The following is an 18,170-nucleotide window of genomic DNA, read 5'->3' as shown; positions in this document are numbered from 1 at the left end:
CGTATGGATCCCTTTCCACTCGGTGGGTTTTCGGTCAACCGCGTGGGCTTCGGCGCCATGCAACTGCCCGGTCCGAACGCGTTCGGCCCGCCGCGCGACCGCGACGAGGCGTTGGCCGTACTGCGGCGCGCGGTCGAACTCGGCGTCGACCACATCGACACCGCCCAGATCTATGGGCCCGACGTTGCCAACGAGTTGATCCGCGAGGCGCTGCATCCCTATCCGCCAAACCTGGCGCTGGTCAGCAAGGTCGGCGGGCGCCGCGACGGCGACGGGGCCTGGCTGCCGGCCGGCGAGCCGGCCGAGCTGCGCCGCGACATCGAGACGAACCTGCGCACTCTCGGCGTCGAGCGGCTCGCCGTGGTCAACCTGCGGGTGTTCGACAGCTCGGCTCCCGATCAGCTGTTCGACGACCAGCTCTCGGCCATGATCTCCGCGCGCGACGCCGGGCTGATCGGCGCAATCGGACTGAGCAACGTCAGCCGCGAGCAGCTGGCCCATGCGTGCGAGCGCACCGAAATCGCCTGTGTGCAAAACGCATTCAATCTCATTCACCGCGAGTCGGCCGCGGTGCTCGGCGAGTGCACGACGCGGGGGATTGCGTTCGTCCCCTTCTTCCCGCTGGGCGCGGCGTTCATGCGTCCCAACCCCGTGCTCGGCCATCAGCTGGTCCAGGGGATCGCGCAGCGCCTCGGCCGCACCCCGGCCCAGGTCGCGCTGGCGTGGACGCTCGGCGTGGCGCCCAACGTGCTGCTGATCCCCGGCACCTCGTCGCTGCGGCACCTGGAGGAGAACGTCGACGTCGCCTCGATCGAACTGGACGACGACGACCGCGAGCGGCTGAACGCGGTCGCTACCTGAGCTCGGCCGAGGACAGGCCCAGCAGTCGGCGCGCGACGACCAGCTGCTGGATCTGTTGGGTGCCCTCGAAGATGTCCAGGATCTTCGAGTCGCGCGCCCACTTCTCCAGCAGGGTCTGTTCGGAATACCCTGCGGTGCCGGCCAATTCGACGGACTTGAGGGTGACGTCGGTGACCATCCGGCCGGCCTTGGCCTTGCTCATCGACGCCTCTTTGGAGTTGGGGATCTTGTTGTCGGCCTGCCAGGCCGCCCGCAACGAGAGCAGGTAGCTGGCCTCCCAGTCGGCTTCCATTCGCAAGAACTCGGCGGCCGCCGCGCTCTGAACGTGCGCCGGTCGGTCGTAAGAGATCTCCACGCCGGCCTCGGTCAGGATCTTGCGGATCTCCTCGAGCGCCGCGCGCCCCACGCCGACGGCCATGGCGGCGACGATGGGCCGGGTGTTGTCGAAGGTCTCCATGACACCGGAAAAGCCCTTGCCGACCTCGATTTCGGGGTTGCCGAGCAGGTTTTCCTTCGGGATGCGGACATTGTCGAACCGGATGGCGGCGGTATCGGAACCCTTGATGCCCAGCTTGTGCTCGAGCCGCTCGACCGTGACCCCGGGGTGCTCGCGCGGCACGACGAACGACTTGATCGCCGCGCGGCCCTGCGACTTGTCCAGGGTGGCCCACACCACGATGTGCGTGGCGCGCGACCCGGCGGTGACGAAGATCTTCTCGCCGTTGATCACGTACTCGTCGCCGTCCAGGGTGGCGGTCGTCGCGACCGCCGCCGAGTCCGACCCGAAGCCGGGTTCGGTGATCGCCATCGCCGCCCACACCTTGCCGAGGCGTTGTAGCTGCTCGTCGTTCGCGACGGCGGAGATGGCGGCGTTGCCCAGCCCCTGGTAGGGGACCGACAGCATCATCGCGAGGTCGCCCCAGCTGGCTTCCAGCGTCTGGAGCAGCGCGGCCATGTTGGCGCCGTTGTGGTTTTTGTCGCGCTCTTCGTCCTCGCCGCCGAGCGCGTTCGCTCCGGCGAATTCGAATGACTCCGAAGCGCCTTCGAAGAGGCTGAACAGGGTGTCGAGCTCGACCGGGTACGCGTGCTCCTTGAGGTCGTACTTGCGGGCGATCGGCCGCATCAACTCAGCGGCGCCCTGATGCGTCTTGGTCGTGACCGCTTGCATCTTGCGGGGCAGTTCCAGATTGATTGCCATGATTGAACTTTCAGCTCGAATGAGTTAACGACTTAGATGACGACGACACCCTCGGCGACGCCGATGGCCCGCAGGTCGCGGTACCACCGCTCGACTGGGTGCTCCTTGGTGTAGCCGTGGCCGCCGAGCAGCTGAACGCCGTCCAGTCCGATCTGCATGCCCTTGTCGGCGCCGAGCCGCTTGGCCAGCGCCGCTTCGCGGATGAAGGGCAGGCCCTGCTCGGCACGCGCCGCGCCGCGCCAGGTGATCAGCCGCAGCCCGTCCAATTCGATGGCGATGTTGGCGCACATGAAGGCCACCGCCTGGCGGTGGGCGATCGGCTCACCGAAGGCCTCGCGTTCCTTCACGTAGGGGACGACGTAGTCGAGCACCGCGTGCGACGTGCCGACCGTCAGCGCCGCCCAGCCCAGCCGGGACAGCGCGATGGCCTCGGAGTAATCCTGATCCGAGGCGTCGTCCTCGCCGAGGCGCGCGCCCAGCGGCACCGACACCCCGGAGAGCTCGACGTGGCCCAGGGCCGCCGCGCGCAGCCCCATGCTCGGATCGGCCTTTACCGTCAGGCCTTTCGCCGACGACTCGACGATGAACAAGGCCGGCTTGCCGTCGAGTTGGGCGCCGACGATGAAAAGCTCGGCGTCGGCCGCGGCCGGCACCAATGACTTCACGCCGTCGAGGCGGTAGCCACTCGGGGTGCGCACCGCGGTCGTCTTGAGCCGGGTGGGGTCGAAGAGCGGTTGCGGCTCGGCGATGGCCACGCAGGCCTGCGGCACGTTCTCGCCGGCGAATTCCGGTAGGTAGGTCGCCTGCTGATCGGCGCTGCCCCAATGGGTCAGCGCGGAGGCGACGCCGCCCGGGGCGAGCAGCGGCAACGCCAAGCCCATGTCGCCGTAGGCGAGTGCCTCGGCGACCAGCACGTTGGTCACGCTGGAGCGGTGCGCGGCGATGCCGTCGAAATCCTCGGGAATGTTGATCGCCGTGATGCCCAGCTCGGCGGCCTTGGCGATCAGGTCTTGCGGGTAGGTGGCCGCCTCGTCGGCGTCGTGCGCCGCGGGGCGCAGCACTTCCTCGGCGAATTCGTCGAGGGTCTCGACGATCATCTTCTGCTCGTCGTCGGGCGTCAGGTCGAAATAGTCCTTGCCGCTGGACTTGAGCCGGGTCGGCCCGGTGCGCAGATTCTGGACCCGCTTGAACTGCCGAGAAGTCGTGGCGGCCGTAGAGAAAATCGTCTTGGTGCCGTAGCGCAGGGCGCGGTTGAGCGGGTCGCGCAGCTGGTATTTGTCCAGGAACTCCTGGCCGACGAGCGGGGTGATGAGCGCGATGGCGATGTCGACGCCGGTGCGTTTGTGCGGTTGCAGCCCGACCGCGGACTTATGGTCGCGCCGTTTGACGCGCGAGCGGGCGGTTGTTTTTGGTGAACCGGTATCGGTCATGGGTCAGCGGCCTCAGGTTGATGGGCAAGCGGATACAGCCGATCTTACTCCGGAGTAAGATCACAGAGAACACTTGTTAACTAATTCACAGTGAGGCTGCCGAGCACCTGCCCCTGCAGCAGGCCGTTGGTGGCCACGGCGCTGCCATGATGCGGTCCCGCGGTGCCGTCGAGCGCCGTCAGCGTCCCGCCCGCTTCGCGCACCAGGATGTCCAGCGCGGCCAGATCCCATACCGACACTTCCGGCTCGGCGGCGATGTCGACCGCCCCCTCGGCCACCAGGCAATAGGACAGGAAGTCGCCGAACGCGCGCACCCGCCACACGGCATCGGTCAGCGCGATGAAGCGGTCCCGCACGCCCAGCTGCGCCCACCCGGAAAGACTGGAGAACGACAGACTGGCCGAATTCAGTTGCGCCACTGAGGAAACCGATATCCGGCGGGGTGGTGTGCCGTTGAAGGCGACGAACGCGCCGTGGCCGTCCGCGGCCCACCACCGGCGCTGCAACGCCGGGGCGCTCACCACGCCGACGACGGGGACGCCGTCGTGCAGCAACGCGATCAAGCTGGCCCAGACCGGCACCCCGCGGACGAAGTTCTTGGTCCCGTCGATCGGGTCGATGATCCACTGCCGCCCGGTGAAGGTCGTGTCTCCGCCGAATTCTTCGCCGACGATGCTGTCCTTCGGGCGTTCGCGCGCGAGCGCCTCCCGCAGCTCGGTTTCGACCGCGCGGTCGGCATCGGTCACCGGCGTCAGATCCGGTTTGGTGTCAACGCGCAGGTCCAGCGAACCGAATCGGGAGGACGTCAACGAGTCTGCGCGGTCGGCAAGCGTCAGTGCCAGCGCCAGATCCTCGGTGCGACTCATGACGCAGTCTTATCACGGCCCTACGATGGCGGGGTGTGGGAATTCGGACTGCTGATCCTCCTGATCGCGGTGCTGGCGGTATTCCTGGTCCAGCGGTTCGTCCCGCGCGGTCCCCGCGGTGAGCTGCTGAGTGGCACGCTGCTGGTGACCGGGGTCAGCCCGCGTCCCGATGCCACCGGCGAGCAATTCGTCACCATCGCCGGAGTGATCAACGGCCCCTCGGTCAACGAACATGCGGTGTATCAGCGCATGGCCGTCGACGTGGATCAGTGGCCGACCATCGGTCAACTGTTCCCGGTGCTGTATTCGCCCAAGAATCCGGACAACTGGAGAATCGCCCCGCCGACTCCGCCCGCACCGCAGGAGCCGCAGTCCTAGGGCGCGTCAGCCGGCCGCGGGCGGGCGCGTCATGACCGTGATGCGAACGCCGTAGCGGGGCACCACAAGCGGTGCCCGCCGAACCGTCCCTCCGGGTATGCCGGGGACGCCGGCGGCGGCGGGCCCGGTGCGGGCGAGCGCCTCGGTCGCCGGCAGCCCGGACAACCCGCCGCCGGGCAACGCCGGGACGGGGTCACCCGCCGCGGCGGCCCAACCCGCGGGCACCGACATCGGGCCGATTCGGCCGGCGCGGGCCAGCACCGCATTGACGTTCCCCAGACCGGACGCGGCGCCGCTCAGCGCGGGCGCCTTCGGGAGCGCGGCCGGGACCGCCGCGAGGTTCGGCAAAATGCCCAAGTTCTTGTCCGCCTGGATGATTCCCGCGTTGAACCCCTCCGCCGTGAAGATTGATCGGAACGCGACCTGGGCGCCCTGGATGGTGTCCAGGATTCGCGCGAATCCGTCCCTTCTGGAAAACGCGAACAGCTGCGAACCCGGGCCCGCATTCGAGTTCGCGGCATTGGCGGTAGCTTGCGTAACGGCGTCCTGCTGCGCTGTCACCCCATCCTGAGTGGTCGCTTCGCGCGGGGCAGAGAACGGCGAAAACTGCACCGTTGCAGCAGAACTGGCGGAATAGCTGTACATCGCGGAGGCGTCCTGGGCCCAGTATTCGGCGTACTGGGCCTCGTTCGCCGCGATCGCGGCGGTGTTCTGCCCGAAGAAGTTCGTTGCCACCAGCGTCGCCAATTGGGTGCGGTTGGCCGCGACCGCGGGCGGGGGCACGGTCATGGCGCGCGCCAGCTCGTAGGCTGCCGCCGCCGCCCGAGCTTGGATGCCCGTCTGCTGTGCGCGCTCGGCCGTCGCGTGCAGCCATCCCACGTAAGGGGCGGCGCTGGCCGCCATCGCCTGGGAGGCGGGCCCGTACCAGGACAGGCCCGTCAGGCCGGACAGCACCGATTCGTACACGGCGGCCGTGATGCTCAACTCGGCCGCCAGTGAGTCCCAGCTTCCCGCGGCGGCCAACAACGACCCCGAGCCGGGGCCCGCGTACATGCGGCCAGAGTTCACCTCTGGAGGTAGAAACCCGAAATCCATTGTCTTACAGCGCTATCAGCTGCGTACAGCGGCCCTGTTGGCGGTGCGTCACCCGGCGGCCGGAGGGCGTGGCATCACCGTGAGCCGCACGCCGTAGCGGGGCGGGACACCCGCTCCGACGGATCGCGAGGCGCCGCCGCCCGGCATGCCGGGGTAGCCGGGGTAACCGGACGCTACCGGCTCCTCGGTTCCCGGCAGCGTGGTGAAACCGGCCGGCTCCAACGGCGAGATATGGGTGCTCGTGGGCGCGGCCCAGCTTGCGGGCACGGACATCGGCCCGATCGATCCGGCGTGCGAGAGGGTTGCGGTGACGTTGCCCAGGCCTGCGCCGAGACCCCCGCCGAGACTCGTTGTGGTGCTGCTGAGTGCGGGCGCCGCGAGAGCAGGGGCGGCGGCCAAGGGCTTAGCGAGAATACCCAAATTGTTCTCGGCCCCGATGATGCCGGATACGAACTGCTCCATGTTGTAGGGAGCGCTGAAGCCGACGCCGGTGCCCTGAATGGCGTCGAGGGCCGCAAAGAAGGGTTTGCCGCCGGCCGCCGCTGTCGTATCCGACAAGTCATAGATGTCGCCGTAGTAGTTGTAGGTGTCGCCCGTTTGCTGCGTGGATAACGGTGAATAACTCTGCGTGACGGCCTTGTTGGCGGCGGCGTTGCTGTTGGCCGCGGTCACGGCGGCCTTCTGGGCGCTCACCCCGGACTCGTTGGTGGAGTTGGTCGCGGGCGCAAACCGCGGCAACTGGGTCGCGGCCGCCGAGGACACGGAGTAGGCGGACATGGCGGCGGCGTCCTGGGCCCAATAGTCGGCGTACTGCGCCTCGGTGTCCGCGATGGCCGCGGTGTTCTGGCCGACGATGTTCGACGCCACCAGCGCCGCCAGCAGGGTGCGGTTGGCGGTGATCACGGGCGGGGGCACCGTCATCGCATACGCCTGCTCATAGGCCGCCGCGGCCGTCCGGGCCTGCATGGCCGTCTGCCTGGTCTGCTCGGCGGTCACCTGCAGCCACTCGGCGTAGCGGATGGCGGCGAACGCCATCGCCTGCGCTGCGGGACCGCGCCATTGCAGGTCCAGGCCCGAGAGCGCCGATTCGTAGCCCTCGGCGGCCGAACTCAGCTCGGCCGACAGCGCGTCCCAGCTTCCCGCCGCGGCCAACAGCGAGCCCATGCCGGGGCCCGTATACATCCGGGCGGAGTTGATTTCTGGTGGAACAAAAGCCCAATCCATTGTGGATACATCCCCTCGAAGTGCGGTCTGCGGACAGACGCCACTGGCGCCGGCGCTTGCCGCAACGGCGTTGATCAAAGTTGGTGGGGCCGATCCCAGGCCGGCATGACAAGCCGGCAAAGCTCACCCCCGCGTCGGGGGACGGGACGGCCGGGCGCGATCGCTCCGCGCCTGCCTAGCGGGCAGCGCGGTACTTATCGAGTTGGCGGACCGTGCGCACAGGGCATCGCGGGAGACCTTCGGTTTTTGGGCCCTTCAAAGGTCGCAGGTGCGGCCGACGTGTGCGGGGTTTTGTGTATTTCACGGCGCCGACCAGGCAGAATTAAGACTACGTTTGCCCATCGTTCATCTTCTGTTCACCGAAGCGGCCTCTAGATCTACGCGTGTCGAATATTGAAAGTAATTGACGCGCTTGATATTTGGGCTAACCCCGGCGTCGGCCCGCCGTCAACCGCGATGGTTGAAGCTGTCGACCACACCCCGTAGCATCTCGGGATTTCGGAGGAACGGCGTGATGATGTCGACCGGCAACGGGAAGACGACGGTCGAGTTCTGATCGGCTCCCAGCTCCAGCAGCGTCTGCAGGTAACGCAACTGCAGTGAGGCCGGGCTCTTCGACAGGGTCTCGGCGGCCTCGCGCAGCTCCTCCGAGGCCTGCAACTCGCCGCGGGCGTTGATGACCTTGGCGCGGCGCTCGCGTTCGGCCTCGGCCTCACGCGCCATCGCTCGCTGCATCGACTCGGGGATCTCGACGTCTTTGATCTCCACGACACGGACCTGGACGCCCCAGGGTTCGGTCTGCTTCTCGATGATCGTGCGCAGGTCGCTGTTGAGGTCCTCGCGGTGCGCGAGCAGCGTGTCCAGGTCCGCCCGGCCCAGCAGCGAACGCAGGGTGGTCTGGGCGATCTGCGAGGTCGCGACCGCGTAATTCTCCACCGCCAGAATCGCTTTCAGCGGATCGGTCACCTGGAACATCACGACGGCGTTGACGCGGGCCGGCACGTTGTCGCGGGTGATCACCTCCTGCGGCGGAATGGTCAGCGTGACCAGGCGCTGGTCGACGCGAATCATCTTGTCCAGAAGCGGAATGAGGAGCCGCAGCCCCGGGGCGTACAGCGGACGTACATGCCCCATCCGGAACACCACCCCGCGTTCGTACTCGCGCAGCACCACCAGCGACCACGTCGCGAGCACCACAAGCACAACGATTCCGGCGGCGATGAGGCCGATCACCAGCGTGGTCATGTCGTGTTGTCCTCCTTGGGCTTCCAGCCGCCCCAGCGCGTGGAGTAGCGGTCGATCGCCGCCGCCACCTGATCCTCGATCGCGGTGCGGTGCGGCAGGTGTTCAGGCGCGTTCGACGGAGTGTTCCACAGGTGGCGGACGAGCGGCGCGCCGAGCAGTGCGACCAGCAGCACGGTCGCCATCAGGACCAGCGCGTCCGCGGCCGAGTGGTTGGCGATCAAGGTGGCCAGCGGCAACACGATGCCCAATGCCGCCACGCAGCAGGCGATTCCGCGGTGAAACCGGCCGGCGTCCGAATGCGGCCACGGGTCGATCTCGCGGCTGATCTCGCGACCGTGCTCCGATGTGGTGCAGTCGGATTTGACGGGGCAGCTGTTGCAGACCACCGGCAGCGCGCGGTACCGCATGACCCGGTGCTTGGGATCGAACGACGTCGGCCACAGCCAGTGGTCCTGCGGACATATCCAGGCGTCATGGTCGGGCCGGTAGGTGAATTGGCCTGTGCGCCAGCGCGCCGCGTGCGCCGACGCCCGTCGGGCCATGACGTCGAAACTCCACCCGACGGCCAGCAGGGCCAGGGAGTACCCCGCGATCAACCACACCGAGGTCGCCGGCGCGGTCACCGTCAATCCTTCGCCGGCACCGCGGCGCCGGCCTCCGGCTCGACCGCGGCCTGGGTGTACAGCGGACTTTCGGGCAGCTCCTGCGCCGTCGTGCCCGACCGGAAATTGCGCAGCGCGATCCAGGCGATCCAGACGAACGGCAGCACGCCGCCGACGATCAGGATGACGTCTCCGGGTAGCCGCAGCCATTCGAGTACCGCGTTGCCCGGCTTGGTGATGTAGCCCAGCGACCGCGCCTCGAAATAGCCGTCGTTGACCGAATGGTAGAGCTGCAGCACGCCCAGCGGCAGCAGGGTGGCGAACACCATCCACGCCAGCCCGATGTTCATGCACCAGAACGAGATCCGCGCCAGCTTCTCCGGCCACTTGTCGGCCGGGATCACGTACCGGAAGGCGAACATGGCCAGGCCGACGGCGAGCATGCCGTAAACACCCATCATCGCCGCGTGCCCGTGGTTGGCCGTCAGGGCGGTGCCGATCTGGTAGTAGGACACGATGGGCAGGTTGATCAGGAACCCGAAGATGCCCGCCCCCAAGAAGTTCCAGAATCCGACCGCGACCAGGAACATCACCGCCCAGCGATGCGGGAAGGGATTGGCGTCGCCGGATTGCTGGCGCGCGCCGAGTTGCAGGAACGCCCACGCCTCGACGGTCAGGAAGGTCAGCGGTATGACTTCGGCGGCGGAGAAGAACGCCCCCAGCGCCATGTGCTCCACCGGCGTGCCGGAGAAGTACAGGTGATGCATGGTGCCGATGACGCCGCCGGCCGAGTACAGGATGACGTCGAGGAAGATCACGCCGAGTGCGATCCGCTCGCGCACCACACCGAGCAGAACGAACATGTAGGCCACCATCACGGTGGTGAACAACTCCAGGAAGTCCTCCACCCACAGGTGCACGACCCAGAACCTCCAGAAGTCCGCGACGGTGTAGTGGGCGTCGCTGCCGGCCAACAGGCCGACGGCGTAGAAGGCCGGGATGGCCAGCCCGGAGAAGAAGAACAGCCAGGGCATGTTCATCTTCGACTCGGTCTTGAGCCTGCCGCGGATGCCGCGCCAGATGATGGCGATCCACAAGAACATGCCGACGATCAGCAGGACCTGCCACAGCCGCGGCAGGTCGAGGTACTCCCACTGCTGGGAGAACAGCCCGCCCGCGGGGATCACGCCATAGATGGACAGCGCTTCACAGATCAGCGAGCCGAACACCACCACGGCGACCGCCCCGAGCAACACGTAGGCGAGCAACGCCTGACGCCTGGGTTCGCGACGCGCGATGAACGGCACCAAGAAGATGCCACCGGCCAAAAACGCCGCCGCCGTCCAGAACAGCGAGAGCTGCAGGTGCCAGGTGCGGGCGAGGTTGTACGGCAGCACGCGGGCCAGGTCCAAGCCGAAGAAGTTCGACAGGTCGGCCCGGTAGTGCTCAGCGGCCGCGCCCAGCAGCGTCTGCGCCAGGAACAGCACCGAGACGATGGCGAAGAACCAGATGCAGGCTCGTTGCGCGGGCGTCAGGCTCACCTCGCCGGGTTGGCGGAAGGACAGGGTGGACGACTCGGCGCTGTGCCAGCCGACCTTCTGGCTCCAGCGGCCGTAGACCGCGAACATGATGCCGATGCCGCCCAGCAGGGCGATCAGCGACAGCGCCGACCAGACGATCACCGGAGCGGTGGGGCCGTTGTCGACTCGCGGCTCGGCGGGCCAGTTGTTGGTGTAGGTGTACCGGTGCCCGGGGCGTTCGGCCGCCGCCGCCCATGCCGTCCAGGCGAAGAACCCGGTCAGTTCACGGATTTGCGCCCGGTCGGTGATCATGTGGGGCAGCAGACCGTATTTCGTCGAATTCTCCCCGAAGTAGGCCGCGTACCGGTTCTGGATGTGGTCGAACGCCGCGGCCTGCCGATCGGTGAACACCAACGTCTTGGTCGCCGGGTTGTAGCGGTTGGTGCGGAATTCGGTGACCACCCGATCGCGCGGCTCGCTGACACCCTGCGCCCTCAGCTGATCGGCGACGTCCTGCGTTGCCGCGCGCAGGTATTCGGCGGTGTAGTCGGGTCCCAGGTAGGCGCCATGACCGAGCACCGAGCCGTATTCCATCAGGCCGCGCGCCTGGTAGAGCTCCTGTCCGCGGGTGATGTCCTCGCCGGTGAACAGCAGCTGACCGGATTCGCTGACGACCTTGTCCGGCATCGGCATCGACGCCGAATAGGTGCGGTAGGCCAGAATGCCCATCACCAGGAAGCCGAAGATCATGACGAGGGCGACACCCTGGACCCAGCCTTTGCCGACCAGCGGCTGTGACGATGACTGTTGGGCGGAGGTCGGTTGAGCGGTCATGCGCGAGGTCTCCCGTCTAGGTGGTGGCTGTGGTGCCGCTGTCTCGCATGTCAAACAAACCCGGTTTTCGTCCGCACCCAGTATTCGGTTGCCGGCATCGCGATGGCAACAGTGAATTCGCAGCGTTTCGCGGCCAGTCGGTTCCAATGGCGCCAAATTCGAGACCGATCTCCTTGGGGGAGAGCGCTTTACGGCCAATAGCCTGAGAACGCACCGCTCAACGAAGGAAGTCGCGATGAGCAAAATGTATTCGGCTCCGGCGATTGTCGTGGGAATCGACGGATTACCCGACTCGCCGTCGCGCGCGCCGCGCTTGCCGACGCCCATCGGCCGTCGACGCGGCCGGCGAACCGCGCAAGGTGGAAGCGGACATCCTCTGGGGCAAAACGGTTTTCAAGCTGATCGGTTGCGTTCTCGTTGGTCCGCGCGGCCCTATTCCCGGTCGCCGTGATCCATCGGTCGACCAGCCGAAGGCTCGCGCAGGTCGGCACCGTCGTCGCCGAGGTGGACAACGGCACGGTGCTGCGGCACGCTTTCGAGGAAGCGAGGCTGCGCGGAGCCACACTGCGAGCGGTGTCGATCTCGCGCGATGCTGCGCTCGGAAACTTCACGGCGCCCGCGCAATTGGATCGCCGACTCGCACGGTGGATGCGGTTGTATCCCGACGCGCACGCGGAGCAGGCACTCCGTGCTCGCGATCCGCTGTGGCAACCTATGAATCGGGCTCCGGGCCGAACCGGAAATGACGACCGGTGACCTCGGTCGGGGTGATCCGCACATAGTGCGGCTTGCGCATGGCGGTCCACGGCAGTAACTGCGCGCGGTCTGCGTGTGCAATGTCCGCGTCGGTTTTCAGCAGCCGGGCGCGACCGCGGACGATGACGCTCCAGCCTTCGACGAGGTTGTGGTCGTCCACCTCGAAGACCACCGCGTGGTTCGCCACGGCCGAGAACAGTTTGGTGCCCTCGGCGGTGCGGAACAGCACGGTGCGGTCCTGCGCCACGAAGTTGACCGGAAAGATCTCGGGCTCACCGGCGAAGTTGGTGACCAGCCGGCCCAGCGTGACACTGCCCAACCGATTCCAGTTCTCGTCCTCGGTGAGTACGCTCACCGGTTCGTCGCTACGCACGACCCCAACGCTACGGAGAATCGCCGGCGTTGAGTAGGGCCGGCGATCTAGCCGTGGCTGACCCGAAGCAACTTGGCCAAGCTCGGCAGCTTGACCCGGGGGCGCCCGTGCGGCTCGCCGGCCGCCCGCTCGTGGGCGTCGATGAGCTCCCAATGCGCCGAGGTGACCAGTTTGGGCTGGCGCGAGGCCAGCCATTCGGCCAGCTGATCGGCGTGGTCGTCCGGGAAATCCGCCAGGCCGCCACCATCGGGGCGGGCGGCGCTGGCCAGGTCGGCGAGCAGCGTGTCCACGGTGTCCTGGGAGTCCTTCTTGTTGGTGCCGATGACGCCGGTCGGCCCGCGCTTGATCCACCCGACCACGTATTCGTTGCGGCTCCCGTCGACCCGGCCCCCACTATTGGGGATCGTCGCGGTCTTCTCGTCGAACGGTAGCCCCGGCGTGGGCACGCCGCGGTAACCGACCGAGCGCACCACCAGCTGCACCGGCAGCTCCTCGCGCTCGCCGGTGTCGTTGGCGGAGACCCGCCCGTTGGCGTCGGTGACGAGCTCGTTGCGGCCGAGCACAATCCGCTCCACCCGGCCCTCGCCCTTGATCTCGATCGGCGAGGTCATGAAGCGCAACACGATCCGGCGATGCCCCGGGCGCGGGGAGCGCTTCGCGTAATCACGCAGCACGTTGATGTTCTGCTTGGCCGTCTTGCCGGCCGCGGCGGCGTCCTCGTCGCTCACGCCCTCGAGCTGCGCCGGGTCGACGATCACGTCGACGTTCTCCAGATCGCCCAGCTCGCGAAGTTCGAGCGTGGTGAACGCGGTCTGCAGGGGCCCGCGCCGGCCGATGACCACCACTTCGTCGACCCCGCACGGCCGCAACGACTCCAGCGCGTGGTCGGCGATGTCGGTCTGGCCCAGCACGTCGGGATCGGTGACCAGGATGCGCGCGACGTCGAGGGCGACGTTGCCGTTGCCGACGACCACGGCGCGCGCGCCCGACAGGTCGGGCGTGGCCTCCTCGAAGTTGGGATGCGCGTTGTACCAGCCCACGAAATCGACGGCGGCGATGCTGCCCGGCAACTCCTCGCCGGGGATGTTCAGCGCGCGGTCGGACTGGGCACCGACGGCATAGATGACGGCGTCGTAACGCTCGGCGAGCTCACTGGCTTGCACGTGCTCGCCGACCGAGACGTTGCCGAAGAAACGGAACCGCGGATCTTGGGCCGTCTTCTCGAATTGCTTGCTGATCGACTTGATCTTCGGATGATCGGGCGCGACGCCGGAGCGCACCAGCCCCCACGGGGTGGGGAGCATCTCCAGCATGTCAACGGCGACATCGATGTCCTGCGACGCGTCGGCCGCCTTCAGCAAGGAGGACGCGGCGAAGAACCCCGACGGTCCGGAGCCGACGATTGCAACGTGGTACGGGCGCATTCTCGACCTTCTATTCGGGCCACGTCAGCGCCGGGGGCTTCCAAAATAGGCCGGCGCGCAACGCGGGGCGCACATGATCGTGCCTCGACTCTAAACGCATGACCGCTGGTCGTGACCTCAGCACTCGCCGGTGGCCGGGCAGGCTGGCGGCCCCCGGTAACGTTGTCGGCTGTGGAACCCGACCGTCAAGCCGACATCGCCGCCCTCGACTCCACCCTGACCACGGTGGAGCGGGTGCTCGATGTGGACGGTCTGCGCGCCCGCATCGAGAAGCTCGAACGCGAGGCTTCCGATCCTCAGTTGTGGGACGACCAGACCCGCGCCCAGCGGGTGACCAGCGAGTTGTCCCACGCCCAGGGCGAGCTGCGCCGGATCGAGGAGCTGCGGGGGCGTCTGGACGACCTGCCGGTGCTGTACGAGCTGGCGGCCGAGGAGGGCGAGGGCGCGGCAGAGGCGCTGGCCGAGGCGGACGCCGAGTTGAAGGCGCTGCAGGCCGAGATCGAGGCCACCGAGGTGCGCACCCTGCTCTCGGGCGAGTACGACGAGCGCGAGGCGCTGGTCACGATCCGTTCCGGCGCCGGTGGGGTGGACGCCGCCGACTGGGCCGAGATGCTAATGCGGATGTATATCCGGTGGGCCGAGCAGCACAAGTATCCCGTCGAGCTGTTCGACACCTCCTACGCCGAAGAGGCCGGCATCAAGAGCGCGACGTTCGCCGTGCACGCCCCGTTCGCCTACGGCACGTTGTCGGTGGAGCAGGGCACCCATCGGCTGGTGCGAATCAGCCCGTTCGACAACCAGAGCCGGCGTCAGACCTCGTTCGCCGAAGTCGAGGTGCTGCCTGTGGTGGAGACCACCGATCACATCGACATTCCGGAAGGCGATGTGCGCGTTGACGTTTACCGTTCGAGCGGCCCGGGCGGCCAATCCGTGAACACCACCGACTCCGCGGTACGTTTAACCCACGTCCCAACGGGTATCGTCGTCACTTGCCAGAACGAAAAATCGCAATTGCAGAACAAGATCTCGGCGATGCGAGTGCTTCAGGCAAAGTTGTTGGAGCGCAAGCGATCCGAAGAACGCGCGGAGCTGGACGCGTTAAAAGGCGAAGGCGGCAGTTCGTGGGGCAACCAGATGCGCTCCTACGTGCTGCACCCCTATCAGATGGTCAAGGACCTGCGGACCGAATACGAGGTCGGCAATCCGGCGGCCGTCCTGGATGGAGACATCGACGGATTCCTGGAAGCGGGAATCCGTTGGCGCAACCGAAAAGATGACGAATAACACAAGCATTCTTGCGGCCTCGATGACGCACCGTTGGCACGACTTCTGGCGGGGCGAGATCGGTGAGTGGATCATCACCAGGGGTCTGCGGATCGCCATGGTGCTGATCGCGGCGGTGCTGGCGGCGAGGTTCGTCAACTGGGTGGCACAGCAGGTGACCCGGCAGCTCAACCTCGGCTTCGCCGAAAGCGACGCGCTGGTGCGCTCGGAAGCCTCCAAGCACCGCCAGGCCGTGGCCTCGGTGATCTCCTGGGTATCGGTCGTCATCATCGGCATCTGGGTCATGCTGCAGATCGCCGACGTGCTGCAGTTCTCGGTGGGGGGTCTGGTCGCCCCGGCCACCGTGGTCGGCGCCGCCCTGGGTTTCGGCGCCCAGCAGTTGGTGAGAGACCTGCTGTCCGGCTTTTTCATCCTGGTGGAGCGGCAGTACGGCTTCGGGGATCTGGTCACCCTCACCGTCGTTGCGGCCACGGAAGCCAGCGGCACCGTCGAGAACGTGACGTTGCGGGTGACCCGGCTGCGCTCGCCGGACGGCGAGGTGCTGACCATCCCGAACGGGCAGATCGTCAAGGTGGTCAACCTGTCCAAGGATTGGGCGCGCGCGGTGGTGGACATTCCGGTGTCGACCAGCGCCGACCTGAACCGGGTCAACGAGGTCCTGCACCAGGAATGCGACCGCGCGATGGACAACCCCGTGCTGGGGGCATTGCTGCTGGATGCGCCCACCGTGATGGGGGTGGAGAGCATCGAAGTGGACACCGTCACCTTGCGAATGGTGGCCCGCACCCTGCCCGGTAAGCAGTTCGAGGTCGGCCGGCAGCTGCGTGTCCTGGTCATCCGCGCGCTGGCCCGCGTCGGGATCGTGACGGCGGCGGACGCGCGGGTGGAGCTGGTCGACGACGCGTCCGTCCCGGCCGCCGAACGGCAAACCGATAATGACGTCCAAGGTGCGGGGCAAAAGCGGTGAAATTCACCCTGAACATCCTCGAGAAGCGCGGCGACGACACGGATGCCGAACATCGCTGGCCGAATTACGTCTTCGGCGGGCGGATGCGCACGTCGACCCTGGTGCTGATCATCGCCTTTTTCCTGGTGTGGTGGACCTACGACACCTACCGCCCGGCGCCGGCGCCAAAGCCCCCGGCCCAGCAAGTGGTGCCGCCGGGGTTCGTGCCCGATCCCAACTACACGTGGGTGCCGCGCAGCCGCGTGCAGCAGCCGCCGGCGACCGTCACCTATACGCCGACCCCGACGACCACGCCGCCGCCTCCACCGCCGCCACCCCCGGTGACCACGACCACCACCACTACGCCGCCGTTCCAGATGCCGCAGCTGCCGTGCATCCTCCCGGCGCCGTTCTGCCCGCCGAGCACGAGCCCGCCCACGCCGACGCCCGAGCAACCGCAGCCGGGCCCCGGTCCGACCCCCACGACGTCGCCCCCGGCCCGTTGACTTCGCCTGCCAGCGAAAATCACCGCTACACTGGCGTGCCGTGATGATCACCCTGGACCACGTCAGCAAGAAGTACAAAAGCGCGGCCCGTCCCGCATTGGAGGACGTCAACGTCAAGATCGACAAGGGTGAATTCGTCTTCCTGATCGGCCCGTCGGGTTCGGGCAAGTCGACGTTCATGCGGCTGCTGCTCGGCGAGGAGAGCCCGACCTCCGGCGACATCCGAGTGTCGAAGTTCCACGTCAACAAGCTGCGCGGTCGTCACGTACCGAAGCTGCGTCAGGTGATCGGAACGGTCTTTCAGGACTTTCGCCTGCTGCAGCAGAAGACCGTGTACGAGAACGTCGCCTTCGCGCTGGAAGTGATCGGCAAGCGCAGTGACGCGATCAACCGCGTGGTGCCCGACGTGCTGGAAACCGTCGGCCTGTCGGGGAAGGCAAACCGGCTGCCCCACGAGCTGTCCGGCGGCGAGCAGCAACGCGTGGCGATCGCGCGGGCCTACGTCAACCGGCCGCTGGTGCTGCTGGCGGACGAGCCGACGGGCAACCTCGACCCAGATACCAGTAAGGACATCATGGATTTGTTGGAGCGGATCAACCGCACCGGGACGACGGTGTTGATGGCGACACACGACCATCACATCGTCGACTCGATGCGCCAGCGCGTCGTCGAGCTGTCGTTGGGCAGGCTGGTGCGCGACGAGCAGCGTGGCGTCTACGGGATGGACCGCTAAGTGCGCTTCGGCTTCCTGCTCAACGAGGTCCTGACCGGCCTTCGCCGCAACGTCACGATGACGGCCGCGATGATCCTGACGACTGCCATCTCGATCGGGCTGTTCGGCGGCGGCCTGCTGGTGGTACGGCTGGCCGACAACTCCCGGGAGATCTATCTCGACCGCGTCGAGACGCAAGTCTTCCTCACCGACGACATCTCCGCCAACGACGCGACGTGCGCGTCCGCTCCGTGTAAGGCGCTGCGCGACAAGGTCGATGCGCGACAGGACGTCAAGTCGGTGCGGTTCGTCAACCGGCAGGACGCCTACAACGACGCCATCAAGAAGTTCCCGGAGTTCAAGGACGTCGCGGGCAAGGACTCGTTCCCCGCGTCGTTCATCGTCAAACTCAACAACCCCGAACAGCACGCGGAATTCGACGCCGCGATGCAGGGGCAGCCGGGGGTGCGCAGCATCCTCAACGAGAAGGACCTGATCGACCGGCTGTTCGCGGTGCTCGACGGGTTGCGGGATGCCGCGTTCGCCGTCGCGCTGGTGCAGGCGGTCGGGGCGATCCTGTTGATCGCCAACATGGTGCAGGTCGCGGCCTACACGCGACGCACGGAGATCGGGATCATGCGGCTGGTGGGCGCCAGCCGGTGGTACACCCAGCTGCCCTTCCTGGTGGAGGCGATGCTGGCCGCGTCCATCGGTGTCGCCATCGCGGTCATCGGCCTGATGTTGGTGCGGGCCTTGTTCCTGGACAACGCGCTGAGCCAGTTCTACCAAGCTCACCTGATCGCCAAGGTCGACTACGCCGACATCCTCTATATCTCGCCGTGGCTGTTTCTGCTCGGCGTGTCGATGGCGGCCCTGACGGCGTACGCGACCTTGCGCCTCTATATCCGGCGGTAGC

The 18,170-nt window shown here is 67.1% G+C and carries 17 protein-coding genes; 7 read left to right on the top strand and 10 right to left on the bottom strand.

Annotation, left to right across the window (positions count from 1 at the left end; translation table 11 throughout):
* Nucleotides 1-3 precede the first annotated feature (3 nt).
* Nucleotides 4-861, top strand: coding sequence for an oxidoreductase (locus OCU_RS43780; protein ID WP_009955101.1), 858 nt, complete (start codon nucleotides 4-6; stop codon nucleotides 859-861).
* On the opposite strand, the gene OCU_RS43775 is transcribed toward OCU_RS43780, so the two are convergent.
* The 3 genes from OCU_RS43775 to hisN form a co-directional block, all read right to left on the bottom strand.
* Nucleotides 854-2,059 carry an acyl-CoA dehydrogenase family protein gene (locus tag OCU_RS43775; protein ID WP_008259399.1) on the bottom strand — a complete coding sequence of 402 codons (1,206 nt, stop codon included), beginning with the start codon at nucleotides 2,057-2,059 and terminating at the stop codon, nucleotides 854-856. The genes OCU_RS43780 and OCU_RS43775 overlap by 8 nt on opposite strands.
* A 32-nt stretch (nucleotides 2,060-2,091) precedes the next feature.
* Nucleotides 2,092-3,489 (bottom strand): acyl-CoA dehydrogenase family protein, encoded by a 1,398-nt coding sequence (locus OCU_RS43770; RefSeq protein WP_008259397.1) that lies wholly within the window; start codon nucleotides 3,487-3,489, stop codon nucleotides 2,092-2,094.
* 80 nt (nucleotides 3,490-3,569) lie between these two features.
* A complete protein-coding gene (hisN, locus tag OCU_RS43765; RefSeq protein ID WP_014380847.1) occupies nucleotides 3,570-4,355 on the bottom strand; it encodes a histidinol-phosphatase in 786 nt (261 codons plus the stop codon).
* 33 nt (nucleotides 4,356-4,388) lie between these two features.
* Between hisN and OCU_RS43760 the strand changes: the two genes are divergently transcribed.
* Nucleotides 4,389-4,733: a hypothetical protein gene (locus OCU_RS43760; protein ID WP_009955097.1), complete on the top strand. Its 345-nt coding sequence runs from the start codon at nucleotides 4,389-4,391 to the stop codon at nucleotides 4,731-4,733.
* A 6-nt stretch (nucleotides 4,734-4,739) separates the two neighbouring features.
* Here OCU_RS43760 and OCU_RS43755 read toward each other — a convergent pair whose 3' ends face one another.
* From OCU_RS43755 to OCU_RS43725, 7 genes are all read right to left on the bottom strand, one after another.
* Nucleotides 4,740-5,828 carry a PPE family protein gene (locus OCU_RS43755; protein ID WP_014942742.1) on the bottom strand — a complete coding sequence of 363 codons (1,089 nt, stop codon included), beginning with the start codon at nucleotides 5,826-5,828 and terminating at the stop codon, nucleotides 4,740-4,742.
* 48 nt (nucleotides 5,829-5,876) lie between these two features.
* A complete protein-coding gene (locus tag OCU_RS43750; protein WP_014380845.1) occupies nucleotides 5,877-7,052 on the bottom strand; it encodes a PPE family protein in 1,176 nt (391 codons plus the stop codon).
* A gap of 447 nt (nucleotides 7,053-7,499) precedes the next feature.
* The gene (locus OCU_RS43745) at nucleotides 7,500-8,297 is read right to left on the bottom strand and encodes a slipin family protein (RefSeq protein ID WP_009954275.1); all 798 of its coding nucleotides are present in this window, start codon (nucleotides 8,295-8,297) and stop codon (nucleotides 7,500-7,502) included.
* Nucleotides 8,294-8,920 carry a hypothetical protein gene (locus tag OCU_RS43740; RefSeq protein WP_014712156.1) on the bottom strand — a complete coding sequence of 209 codons (627 nt, stop codon included), beginning with the start codon at nucleotides 8,918-8,920 and terminating at the stop codon, nucleotides 8,294-8,296. Before OCU_RS43740 ends, OCU_RS43745 begins: the two co-directional genes overlap by 4 nt.
* Before the next feature lie 2 nt (nucleotides 8,921-8,922).
* A complete protein-coding gene (locus OCU_RS43735; RefSeq protein WP_009954273.1) occupies nucleotides 8,923-11,253 on the bottom strand; it encodes a nitric-oxide reductase large subunit in 2,331 nt (776 codons plus the stop codon).
* Between the two features lie 712 nt (nucleotides 11,254-11,965).
* Nucleotides 11,966-12,382 (bottom strand): pyridoxamine 5'-phosphate oxidase family protein, encoded by a 417-nt coding sequence (locus tag OCU_RS43730; protein ID WP_009954272.1) that lies wholly within the window; start codon nucleotides 12,380-12,382, stop codon nucleotides 11,966-11,968.
* A 47-nt stretch (nucleotides 12,383-12,429) separates the two neighbouring features.
* Nucleotides 12,430-13,806, bottom strand: coding sequence for an FAD-dependent oxidoreductase (locus tag OCU_RS43725; RefSeq protein WP_009954271.1), 1,377 nt, complete (start codon nucleotides 13,804-13,806; stop codon nucleotides 12,430-12,432).
* 171 nt (nucleotides 13,807-13,977) lie between these two features.
* Here OCU_RS43725 and prfB point away from each other — a divergent pair, with 171 nt between their 5' ends.
* From prfB to ftsX, 5 genes are read left to right on the top strand one after another with little or no spacing between them, the layout of a single operon-like run.
* Nucleotides 13,978-15,090: a peptide chain release factor 2 gene (prfB, locus tag OCU_RS43720; protein ID WP_009954269.1), complete on the top strand. Its 1,113-nt coding sequence runs from the start codon at nucleotides 13,978-13,980 to the stop codon at nucleotides 15,088-15,090.
* Complete coding sequence (locus OCU_RS43715; protein WP_026071243.1) at nucleotides 15,080-16,057, top strand: mechanosensitive ion channel family protein; 978 nt, start codon at nucleotides 15,080-15,082, stop codon at nucleotides 16,055-16,057. Before prfB ends, OCU_RS43715 begins: the two co-directional genes overlap by 11 nt.
* Entirely contained in the window at nucleotides 16,054-16,542 is a 489-nt protein-coding gene (locus OCU_RS43710; protein ID WP_014380843.1) for a hypothetical protein, read from the top strand. Before OCU_RS43715 ends, OCU_RS43710 begins: the two co-directional genes overlap by 4 nt.
* 43 nt (nucleotides 16,543-16,585) lie before the next feature.
* Nucleotides 16,586-17,275, top strand: coding sequence for a cell division ATP-binding protein FtsE (gene ftsE, locus OCU_RS43705; protein ID WP_020415574.1), 690 nt, complete (start codon nucleotides 16,586-16,588; stop codon nucleotides 17,273-17,275).
* The gene (gene ftsX / locus OCU_RS43700; RefSeq protein WP_009954262.1) at nucleotides 17,276-18,169 is read left to right on the top strand and encodes a permease-like cell division protein FtsX; all 894 of its coding nucleotides are present in this window, start codon (nucleotides 17,276-17,278) and stop codon (nucleotides 18,167-18,169) included.
* Nucleotide 18,170 lies beyond the last annotated feature (1 nt).

The organism is Mycobacterium intracellulare ATCC 13950 (genome assembly GCF_000277125.1).
GTDB classification, from domain to species: Bacteria; Actinomycetota; Actinomycetes; order Mycobacteriales; family Mycobacteriaceae; genus Mycobacterium; species Mycobacterium intracellulare.
This window is presented reverse-complemented; position numbering and strand designations above follow the sequence as displayed.

Coding starts and splice junctions, on each gene's coding strand:
- hisN (WP_014380847.1), bottom strand. CDS start 4,355: ATGAGTCGCACCGAGGATCTGGCGCTGGCACTGACGCTTGCCGACCGC.
- OCU_RS43770 (WP_008259397.1), bottom strand. CDS start 3,489: ATGACCGATACCGGTTCACCAAAAACAACCGCCCGCTCGCGCGTCAAA.
- OCU_RS43755 (WP_014942742.1), bottom strand. CDS start 5,828: ATGGATTTCGGGTTTCTACCTCCAGAGGTGAACTCTGGCCGCATGTAC.
- OCU_RS43725 (WP_009954271.1), bottom strand. CDS start 13,806: ATGCGCCCGTACCACGTTGCAATCGTCGGCTCCGGACCGTCGGGGTTC.
- OCU_RS43775 (WP_008259399.1), bottom strand. CDS start 2,059: ATGGCAATCAATCTGGAACTGCCCCGCAAGATGCAAGCGGTCACGACC.
- OCU_RS43780 (WP_009955101.1), top strand. CDS start 4: ATGGATCCCTTTCCACTCGGTGGGTTTTCGGTCAACCGCGTGGGCTTC.
- OCU_RS43750 (WP_014380845.1), bottom strand. CDS start 7,052: ATGGATTGGGCTTTTGTTCCACCAGAAATCAACTCCGCCCGGATGTAT.
- OCU_RS43745 (WP_009954275.1), bottom strand. CDS start 8,297: ATGACCACGCTGGTGATCGGCCTCATCGCCGCCGGAATCGTTGTGCTT.
- OCU_RS43715 (WP_026071243.1), top strand. CDS start 15,080: ATGACGAATAACACAAGCATTCTTGCGGCCTCGATGACGCACCGTTGG.
- ftsE (WP_020415574.1), top strand. CDS start 16,586: ATGATCACCCTGGACCACGTCAGCAAGAAGTACAAAAGCGCGGCCCGT.
- OCU_RS43735 (WP_009954273.1), bottom strand. CDS start 11,253: ATGACCGCTCAACCGACCTCCGCCCAACAGTCATCGTCACAGCCGCTG.